Genomic DNA, 8,903 nt, shown 5'->3' with positions numbered 1-8,903 from the left:
GCGCAGGGTGGCGTGCGGCCGTAGGAACGTCGGTGCCTTCGGCATGTTCTCTTCGGCGAACTCGGCGCTCTGGGCGGCAGCTTCGACGTCGGAGGCGTACGGGATGTCGCGACGCATGCGCATTTCGAGGCCGCGGATGAAGGCGTGAAGGTCGTCGATTTCGCGACGCTGGCGTTCGAGGATTTCGAGCAGCTTGGCCTGCTGGTCGCTTGTCTGCTCCGCAAGCTGGGCGGTCTGCTTGTCCAGAACTTCCCCGATAGCGCGTTGGAGCTTCTCTCGCGCCGAATGCCGAAGTCGATCCGTCAGCTTACGAGGTTCCGTCATGCGCACACGGTAGCGGAGACGCGCGGGGTTGCTCGACCCGTGCCGCTGTTTTCTATCGGCGGAAGTGTTCTCGACGTCCGAGGCGGCGCAGGCGCAGCCATTCTGCAAGCCCCTTCGGGTTGTGAGTGGTCACAAGGAAAAACCAGCCGAAGCGAATCCATTCCTGGGGCAGCAGCTTTCGCATGCCGGGCTGCGACATGAGATATCCGCGATTGCGATACGTGAAGTAGCGCTTCGTCGGATCGTCCGGGTACTGGGTGTGCATGCGTCCGCCGAGGATGGGCTTGAATTCGTCGGCGCCGTTGGGGTGGACGTACGCGGTGGTCAGGCAGGTGCCGAATTTGAGTCCCGAGCGTTGCAGCCGTCTGTGGACCTCGACCTCGTCGCCGCGCACGAACAGTCGCAGATCGGGAACACCGACCGCGTCGATCGTCGAAGCCTTGAACAGCGCGCCGTTGAACAGTGACGCGATTCCTTCGAGCAGGTCGTCGTCGGGGTGCTGCGGATCGATCAGCTCCGACCGCAGGCGTCGCCATTCCACTCCGCGTCGCAGCGGAAACGCGAGCCGGTCCGGATCGTCGATGTCGCAGACGACGGGGGAGACCTCGTCGAGGTCGTGTTTCAACGCGCAGTCGTAGAGCGTTCGCAGCACGTCGGGGCCTTCGGGGCGGCCGTCGTCGTCGGCGAGGAAGACCCAGTCGGCACCGAGGGAGAGCGCGTAGAGAATGCCAAGGGCGAACCCACCTGCGCCCCCGAGGTTGTGGTGCGACCCGAGATAGGTGGTCGGGATGTCGGCCGACTCGACCAGTTCGCGAACTGCGTCCTCGTGGGCGTTGTCGACGACGACGAGGTGATCCAGCGGACGGCTCTGATGGGTGATGACGGCCAGGGACTGAGCCAGGAGCTCGCGGCGCTTGTGCGTCACGATCACGCCGACGATAGTGTCGGGACCGGTGTCAGGCACCCTTGCGGTCCTGGGGATTCTCGAGGTTCTGAACATTCGAGGCGGCGAGCTGCTCGTCGCGTTCGAGTTCCTTCAATACCGTCGCGACGTGGTCGCCGGCGTCGTTGCCCTCGTAGGCACGGACCACTTCCTCGATACCGCCTTCTTGACGGATCTGTCCGTGGTCGATCCACATAGCCCGATCGCACAACTGCGCGAGGAACTCGTTCGAATGGCTGGCGAAGACGAGGATGCCGGAGCGCTTCACCAGCTCCTGCAGTCTGATCCGGGCCTTCTTCATGAATTCGGCGTCGACCGCGCCGATGCCCTCGTCGAGCAGAAGAATCTCGGGGTCGATGCTGGTGACGACGCCCATCGCGACGCGCACTCGCATGCCCGTCGAGTATGTCCGGAGCGGCATGTCGAGGTAGTCGCCGAGCTCGGTGAAGTCGGCGATCTCGTCCATCTTGGCGAGCATCTGCTTGCGAGTCTGTCCGAGGAAGAGGCCGCGGATGATGATGTTCTCGTAGCCGGAAATCTCGGGGTCCATGCCGACGCCCAGATCGAACACCGGCGCGACACGACCTCGCACCGATGCGGTGCCCCGGGTCGGTTCGTAGATGCCCGACAGCAGCCGCAGGAGAGTGGACTTGCCTGCGCCGTTGTGACCGACGAGACCGATACGGTCGCCGTCCTTCAGGTCCATCGTGATGTTCTTGAGCGCTTCGACGACTACGACGTCCGAGGAGTTCCGATCGATCGCCCCGCCCGCCTTGCCGAGGAACGCCTTCTTCAGAGATCGCGTCTTGGCGTCGAAGATCGGGAAGTCGACGCACGCGTCGTGCGTGGTGATGCTGACAGTCATGAGGTGAGCCCCTAAACCCAGTAGGGCACGCGGGCCCGGTACTTCTTGAGCGCGATGATCGTCAATAGCCATCCGACGACGGTGCAGGCGATGACGATGTACCAGTGGTAGGCCTGCTGGTCCTCACCGATCATCGGTGCGCGAACGATGTCGAGATAGTGGAAGAGCGGGTTGATCTCGACGAGGCGTGCACGTTCCGCCGCCTCGCCGCCCTGGTTGATGAGCCCCTGGGTGGTCCACACGATGGGCGTCATGAAGAACAGCAGCGTGACCATCGAGCCGAGAATCGGAGCGATATCGCGATACCGCGTCGCGACGATGCCGAACAGCAGGGCAACCCACACCGCGTTGACGATCAACAGCGCGAACGCCGGTATGGCCGCGAGATCGGTCCAGTGAAAATCGGGCCTGAAAATCGCGATGATTACCACGTACACGATCAGGTTGTGCCCGAACAGCAGAACCTGACGCCACACCATCCGATACACGTGGACCGACAACGCCGACGGCAACTGCTTGATCAGCCCCTCGTTGGCGACGAACACGTCGCCGCCCTCGAGAATGGCCGCGCTGATGAAGTTCCAGATGATGAGGCCGACCGCGACGTGCGGCAGGAACTCCGTGAGGTTCACGTCCAACAGAACCGAATACAGCAGGCCCATCGCAGTGGCCTGCACCGCGGTGGCGATCGTGATCCAGAACGGACCGATCACCGAACGGCGGTACCGCTGCTTGATGTCCTGCCAGCCGAGGTGCACCCAGAGCTCACGCTGCGCAAACCCGGTCCGCAAATCGCCGAACGCTCGCTTGAAGCTCTGCGAGTCCGAGACGGGAACGGGCACGCGCTCTCCTGCTTCGCTCTCGGAATTTCTTGCTGGGGCCGACACGACGGTCGACCTTACCTGTTCCTATCGGGTCATTCCGCAGGCTCCACTCCCGGCTCTACAAGTATTGCCCGGTACCGCCGCCGCCTGGGTGACCGCCACCGCCGGGGTTGATGGTTGCTCCGGGCGGCAGTGCGCCCTGACGCATTTGTTCGAGTTGCGCGCGAGCGGCCATCTGCTGGGCGAACAGTGCGGTTTGGATGCCGTGGAAGACACCTTCGAGCCAGCCGACGAGCTGTGCCTGTGCGATACGCAACTCCGCGTCCGACGGGATGACATCCTCACCGAACGGCAACGCGAGGCGTTCGAGCTCGTCCCGTAGCTCGGGGGCGAGGCCCTGCTCGAGCTCTCGAATGGACGACTGGTGGATTTCCTTGAGGCGCGTGCGGCTGGCGTCGTCGAGAGGAGCTGCACGTACTTCTTCGAGGAGCTGCTTGATCATCGTGCCGATGCGCATGACCTTGGCCGGCTGCTCGACCATGTCCGAGAGTGCTGGTTCGGACTTCTCCTGACTGCCGGTGCCTGCCGCTCGGGCGGCCGCGGCGGTTGCCTCCTCACGGCTCAGTGCGAGAGGCTGTCCGTCGGGTCCGATCACCACGACGTGGTCGCCGTCGTCGGGAATCGAGTGCGAGTCGGGTTGCGTCATACATCCATCCTGACGTGCCCAGCGGGATTGCGCGACGAGCGGGGCCGATTATCCTGTTCGTCAGGGCTCGACGGAGGGGTGGCAGGCGTGCAGGACGAGAGATCCGGCGATACGAATAAGGGATGTGGAACACACGCTCACGAAATCGACGCTTAGAGTGTCCGGCATGGGGTACGACGTCGCGCGGGTAAGAGGGTCCATTCCCTCCTTGGGCGACGGCTGGATCCATCTCGATCCACAGAATGGCATGCAGATTCCGGATCGCGTGTCGACGGCGGTGTCGACTGCTTTCCGCGGCAGCGCATCCACGCATCTCGCCGGTCACATGTCCGCTCGCCGCAGCGCGAGCCTGCTCGAGGCCGCACGCCAGGCCATCGCAGACCTCGTCGGCGGTGACCCCGCCGGAGTCGTTCTCGGCCCCGATCGCGCGACGCTGTTGGCGTGGCTCGCAGAGTCGCTGTCGTCACGACTCGGCCTCGGGACGGGCCTGGTGTTGTCGAGGCTCGACGAGGAAGCCAACGTCGCCCCCTGGCTGCGTATCGCCAATCGGTACGGCGCTCAGGTGCGCTGGGCCGAGGTCGAGATCGATACCTGCGAACTTCCCAGTTGGCAGTTCGAAGAACTGATCACCTCGACCACCCGACTCGTGGCCATGACGGCTGCGTCTCCCATCGTCGGCTCGGCGCCGAATGTCCGCGTCGCGTCCGACCGGGTGCATGCAGTTGGCGGTCTGATGATCGTCGACGCAGCGGGCGCGGCCCCGTACGCGCACGTCGACATCAACGAACTCGGTGCCGACGTGGTGGCCGTCAGCGGCGCAGCTTGGGGTGGCCCGCAGGTCGGTGCGCTCGTCTTCCGCGACCCGACTCTCCTCGATCGCATTCCGTCGGTGTCGCTCAACCCGTTCGCCAAGGGTGCCGAGCGGCTCGAGGTCGCGGGCCATCAGTACGCGTTGCTCGCGGGCCTCGTCTCGTCCATCGATTATTTGGCCAATCTCGACGATGCGGCGACAGGTACCCGACGCGAGCGTCTCGACCTCTCCATCGGTTCCCTGCAGGACTACCACGACAGGCTGTTCGACTACCTGCTGAAGTCGCTGGGCAAGCTCGATCACGTCATGGTGCTCGGCGACGCCCCCAGTCGCATCCCGACGCTCAGCTTCACCGTTGCCGACACGTCGGCCGAGAAAGTCTCCGAGCATTTAGCGCAGCACCGCATCGGCACCGTCAGCGGCGTCCACAGTGGAAGCAGGCTGCTCGACGCCCTGGGCGTCAACGACGAGGGCGGCGCCGTCACCATCGGCCTGGCGCCGTACACCACCCGCTACGAGATCGATCAACTCTCGAAGGCGTTGGCGAAACTGCGCTAGGCCGCGGTGGCTATTGCACCCGCAGGATGACCTTGCCGATGGCGTCGGCGTCGAGTAGTCGATGCGCTTCTGCAGCTTCGGTTATCGGCAGTTCCGCGTGGATGATCGGGCTGACGGCGCCTTCTTCGATCATGGGCCACAGCCGGTGTGTCATGTCCGAGACGATGTCGGCTTTGCTCGACGGCCCGGTTTCGGGGCGTCCGCGGAGTCCGGCTGCGTGGACGGTGCCCCGCTTGCCGAGCAGTGTGCCGAAGTTCAGCTCGCCGGCGACGCCGCCCTGCATACCGATTGTGATCAGCGTTCCGTCCATCGCCAGCGCTTCGACGTTGCGCTGCAAGTACTTTGCGCCCATGTTGTCGAGTACGAGGTCGGCGCCGTGGCCGTTCGTCTTCTCGCGGAGGACGTCGACGAAGTCTTGGGTCTTGTAGTCGATTTCGATGTCGGCGCCGAGGGAGGCGCAGAAGTCGAGCTTGGCCTGAGAGCCTGCGGTGACGGCCACGGTCGCGCCGAAGGCTTTGGCGACCTGGATGGCGTGGGTGCCGATGCCGCTTCCGCCGCCGTGGAGCAGCACCACATGGCCCGAGCGCATGCCGCCGTACATCACCAGGTTGGACCATACGGTCGACGCGACCTCCGGAAGTGCCGCTGCTGCATGGAGATCCAGGGCACCGGGGATCGGGAAGAGCTGAGTGGACGGTACGGCCACCTGTTCGGCGTATCCACCGCCCGACAGCAGCGCACAGACGCGATCGCCGACGTGCCAGTCGTGGACGCCGTCGCCGAGTTCGGCGATGATCCCCGAGCATTCGAGTCCGAGAATCTCGCTGGCCCCTGGGGGAGGCGGATACTTTCCCTGGCGCTGCATCAGGTCCGCGCGGTTTACCGCGGTGGCCGCGACGTCGACAATGACCTGTCCGCGTTCCGGGCGAGGATCGGGCACCTCGGTCCACGCCATGACGTCGGAGGATCCGAACTCTGTCAGTGTGATTGCGTGCATGGGTTCCAAGCGTATGCGCTCCGCGCCCGTGCGCGGAAAGTGCCGTTCGAACAGCACTATTCACACACGGGTGCGAAGGGCCTCAGATGTCCCAGAGGTTGATGCCGAAGTCTCGTGCGTGCTCGTCGATCGAGGCGAGTTCCTCGGTGCCGAACGTCAGGTTGTCGAGCGCGCCGACGTTGTTCTCGAGCTGGCGCACACTGGATGCACCGATGAGGACGGACGTCACGCGTGTGTCGCGCAGAGCCCAGCTCAAAGCCAGCTGGGCCAGCGACTGGCCGCGGGAGGACGCAATGTCGTTCAGTGCGTTCAGGTGTGTGACGTGCTCGTCGGTGAACCAGTCCGGATTTAGCGACTTGCCCTGCGTTGCCCTCGAGCCCTCCGGAATGCCGTCGAGGTATTTGTCGGTCAGCATTCCCTGCGCCAGGGGAGAGAACGCGATAGCGCCTGCGCCGACATTCTCCAGTGCGTCGAGGAGTCCGTCCTCGATCCAGCGGTTTACCATCGAATAGCTCGGTTGGTGGATCAGCAGCGGCACCCCGGCGGAGCTCAGCAGTTCTGCCATCTTCAGCGTGTTCTCCGGCGTGTACGAGCTGATACCGACGTACGACGCCTTTCCCTGCTGGACCGCGCTGACGAGTGCGCCCGCGGTCTCCTCCAGCGGCGTCTCGTGATCGGGGCGGTGGCTGTAGAAGATGTCGACGTAGTCGAGACCCATTCGCTGCAGTGACTGGTCGAGCGAAGCCAGCAGGTACTTACGCGTCCCGCCGAAGCCGTACGGTCCGGACCACATGTCCCATCCGGCTTTGCTGGAGATGATCAACTCGTCGCGGTATCCGGCGAAGTCCTCTCGCAGGATTCGTCCGAAGTTCTTCTCTGCGCTGCCGTACGGAGGGCCGTAGTTGTTTGCCAGGTCGAAGTGCGTGATGCCGAGGTCGAAGGCCCGCCTGAGCACGGCTCGCTGCGTCATCAGAGGGGTGTCGTCGCCGAAATTGTGCCAGAGGCCCAGCGAGATGGCCGGAAGCTTCAATCCGCTGGTGCCGAGTCTGCGGTACTGCATCGAGTCGTTGCGATCGGCGGCTGCGACGTAGGGAGGTTCGATGTTGGGTTCGCTGGTGCGTCGTGGCATTAACCGAGCCTATTCCGGGTGGCCATTTCGGTCTCGGAATGTACTGGAGCTACTCATCGGTAGGTTGGTTGCCTAATATGGTCGGGTGACGGCCGAGAGATCCTTTGGTCCAGGGGGGGACCCGCAGTGGCTCGATGCTGCGGAAATGAGAGCTTGGCGCGCCTATGTCGATGGCGGCCAACGATTGATGGGGGTTTTGAACAAGGATTTGCAGGACGCGCACAACCTGACGATGGCGGAATACCGAATCTTGGTGATGCTGTCCGAGTCGCCTGACGGGTCTCTGCGCATGAGCGACCTCGCCGACGGTGTTCTGTCCTCGCGCAGCCGTCTGACGCATCAGATTCGCAGGATGGAATCCGACGGCATGGTCGGGCGAAGTACGTGCATCGACGACGGCCGAGGTGTCCTGGCCGTCATCACGCACGAGGGGCGACGGCGGCTGACGGAGGCCGCGCCTACCCACGTCACCAGCGTTCGCGCCCATCTTGTCGACTTGTTGACGACGGACCAGCTGGCCGTTCTGGGAGACATCTTCGAGATTGTCGACGCCGCCATGTCGAGCGGAGCCGACAAAGTAGCAGTGAAGGGGTGATTGGCCGCATCCTGCGCGCAGCGTTTAGTATCTCCCACGTAGTAGCGCACTCGGAAGCGTGGCAGAGCGGCCCAATGCACTCGCCTTGAAAGCGAGAGACGTGTAAAAGCGTCCGGGGGTTCAAATCCCTCCGCTTCCGCAACCGAATCCCCCTTCCCCGCGAAGGGGGATTCGTCGTTTCAGACGTGCCAGGATTCGAGTCGACGCCGGGATCGGAACTGCCGGGTTTCTCCGCTGATCGGGTCGGTGAATTCGAGTCCCGATGCCAGCAGTTGGAGTGGTCGCGTGAAGTCGTCGACGGGTCTGCCGGTCGGGACTGGGTAGAGGTCGTCGCCGAGGATGGCGAGGCCGAGCGAGTTCATGTGCAGACGCAGTTGATGGGTGCGCCCGGTGTGTGGGTGGAGTCGGAAGCGGCCGAGCCCGTTTCGCTGCTCGAGGAGCTCGATCAGCGTCTCGGCGTTCGGTTCGCCGTCCACCTCTCTGGCTTCGAAAACGTTCTTGTCCTTGACGATTCGGCTACGCACGGTTCGGGGGAAATTGGGGGTCCCGTCGTATCGGGCAATTGCCTCGTATTCCTTGCGAACTCGTCTGTCCTGGAACAGCGTTTGGTATGCCCCGCGCCGAGCGGGGTCGATGACGAAGAGAACGAGCCCGGCGGTGACGCGATCGAGTCGGTGGGCCGGGACGAGCAGCGGTAGGTCCAGTTCTCGGCGGAGTCGAACCAGGGCGGTCTGCAGAACGTGCCCGCCCCGCGGAATAGTCGGTAGGAAGTGCGGTTTGTCGATCACCAGCAAGGTCTCGTCGCGATGGACGATCGGTATGTCGAAGGGGACTTTCGTTTCGTCCGGGAGATCGCGGTGGAACCATACGGCTTCGCCGGGCGTGTACGGGGCGTTGTGAGCGATGGGCCCGTCCATGTCGACGACGCCTCGCGCATCGATCATCTCGTCCATGCGCGAGGCGGAAATCCTCGGAACGGTGTCGACGAGGAAGTCGCGGACTGTTGTCCAAGCCCCGTCTTCGGGCATGCGGACGCGGGCGGGGTCGAGGCCGTGTCGCTTGGGCAACGGGGGTTGCTGCCGTCGTCTCACCGGGGTGAGCCTACGAGTTCGCACTTGTGCGGACCAAAGCTGCGTTTCGGTCTGCACAAG

At 64.0% G+C, this 8,903-nt stretch carries 9 protein-coding genes, 1 tRNA gene and 1 pseudogene; 3 read left to right on the top strand and 8 right to left on the bottom strand.

Annotation, left to right across the window (positions count from 1 at the left end; genetic code table 11):
• The 5 genes and pseudogenes from WBQ44_RS15735 to WBQ44_RS15715 form a co-directional block, all read right to left on the bottom strand.
• Positions 1 to 324, bottom strand: a pseudogene (locus tag WBQ44_RS15735) (class I SAM-dependent methyltransferase); the annotation flags it as partial.
• Positions 325 to 376: 52 nt separating this feature from the next.
• The gene (gene glfT1 / locus WBQ44_RS15730; RefSeq protein ID WP_495567606.1) at positions 377 to 1,288 is read right to left on the bottom strand and encodes a galactofuranosyltransferase GlfT1; all 912 of its coding nucleotides are present in this window, start codon (positions 1,286 to 1,288) and stop codon (positions 377 to 379) included.
• Positions 1,281 to 2,132, bottom strand: coding sequence for a galactan export ABC transporter ATP-binding subunit Wzt/RfbE (gene wzt / locus WBQ44_RS15725; protein WP_495567605.1), 852 nt, complete (start codon positions 2,130 to 2,132; stop codon positions 1,281 to 1,283). The genes glfT1 and wzt overlap by 8 nt, the downstream gene beginning before the upstream one ends.
• 11 nt (positions 2,133 to 2,143) lie before the next feature.
• Positions 2,144 to 3,019, bottom strand: a complete 876-nt coding sequence (wzm, locus tag WBQ44_RS15720; protein ID WP_495567604.1) for a galactan export ABC transporter permease subunit Wzm/RfbD — start codon at positions 3,017 to 3,019, stop codon at positions 2,144 to 2,146.
• Between the two features lie 55 nt (positions 3,020 to 3,074).
• Positions 3,075 to 3,662 (bottom strand): bacterial proteasome activator family protein, encoded by a 588-nt coding sequence (locus tag WBQ44_RS15715; protein ID WP_495567603.1) that lies wholly within the window; start codon positions 3,660 to 3,662, stop codon positions 3,075 to 3,077.
• Positions 3,663 to 3,828: 166 nt separating this feature from the next.
• Here WBQ44_RS15715 and WBQ44_RS15710 point away from each other — a divergent pair, with 166 nt between their 5' ends.
• Positions 3,829 to 5,031 carry a cysteine desulfurase-like protein gene (locus WBQ44_RS15710; RefSeq protein WP_495567602.1) on the top strand — a complete coding sequence of 401 codons (1,203 nt, stop codon included), beginning with the start codon at positions 3,829 to 3,831 and terminating at the stop codon, positions 5,029 to 5,031.
• A gap of 10 nt (positions 5,032 to 5,041) precedes the next feature.
• Here the strand turns inward: WBQ44_RS15710 and WBQ44_RS15705 are convergent, their stop codons facing one another.
• Both WBQ44_RS15705 and mgrA read right to left on the bottom strand, forming a co-directional pair.
• Positions 5,042 to 6,028, bottom strand: a complete 987-nt coding sequence (locus tag WBQ44_RS15705; protein WP_495567601.1) for an NAD(P)H-quinone oxidoreductase — start codon at positions 6,026 to 6,028, stop codon at positions 5,042 to 5,044.
• 82 nt (positions 6,029 to 6,110) lie between these two features.
• Positions 6,111 to 7,157: an L-glyceraldehyde 3-phosphate reductase gene (gene mgrA / locus WBQ44_RS15700; RefSeq protein ID WP_495567600.1), complete on the bottom strand. Its 1,047-nt coding sequence runs from the start codon at positions 7,155 to 7,157 to the stop codon at positions 6,111 to 6,113.
• Between the two features lie 85 nt (positions 7,158 to 7,242).
• Here mgrA and WBQ44_RS15695 point away from each other — a divergent pair, with 85 nt between their 5' ends.
• Entirely contained in the window at positions 7,243 to 7,752 is a 510-nt protein-coding gene (locus WBQ44_RS15695; RefSeq protein ID WP_495567599.1) for a MarR family winged helix-turn-helix transcriptional regulator, read from the top strand.
• A 52-nt stretch (positions 7,753 to 7,804) separates the two neighbouring features.
• Positions 7,805 to 7,891, top strand: a tRNA-Ser gene (locus WBQ44_RS15690).
• 40 nt (positions 7,892 to 7,931) lie between these two features.
• Here the strand turns inward: WBQ44_RS15690 and WBQ44_RS15685 are convergent.
• Positions 7,932 to 8,843, bottom strand: a complete 912-nt coding sequence (locus WBQ44_RS15685; protein ID WP_495567598.1) for a pseudouridine synthase — start codon at positions 8,841 to 8,843, stop codon at positions 7,932 to 7,934.
• Between the last annotated feature and the right edge of the window lie 60 nt (positions 8,844 to 8,903).

Source organism: Rhodococcus sp. (in: high G+C Gram-positive bacteria) (assembly GCF_049591685.1).
GTDB lineage: Bacteria > Actinomycetota > Actinomycetes > Mycobacteriales > Mycobacteriaceae > Rhodococcoides.
The sequence above is the reverse complement of the archived record's forward strand: the minus strand, read 5'-3'. Positions and strand labels throughout refer to the sequence as shown.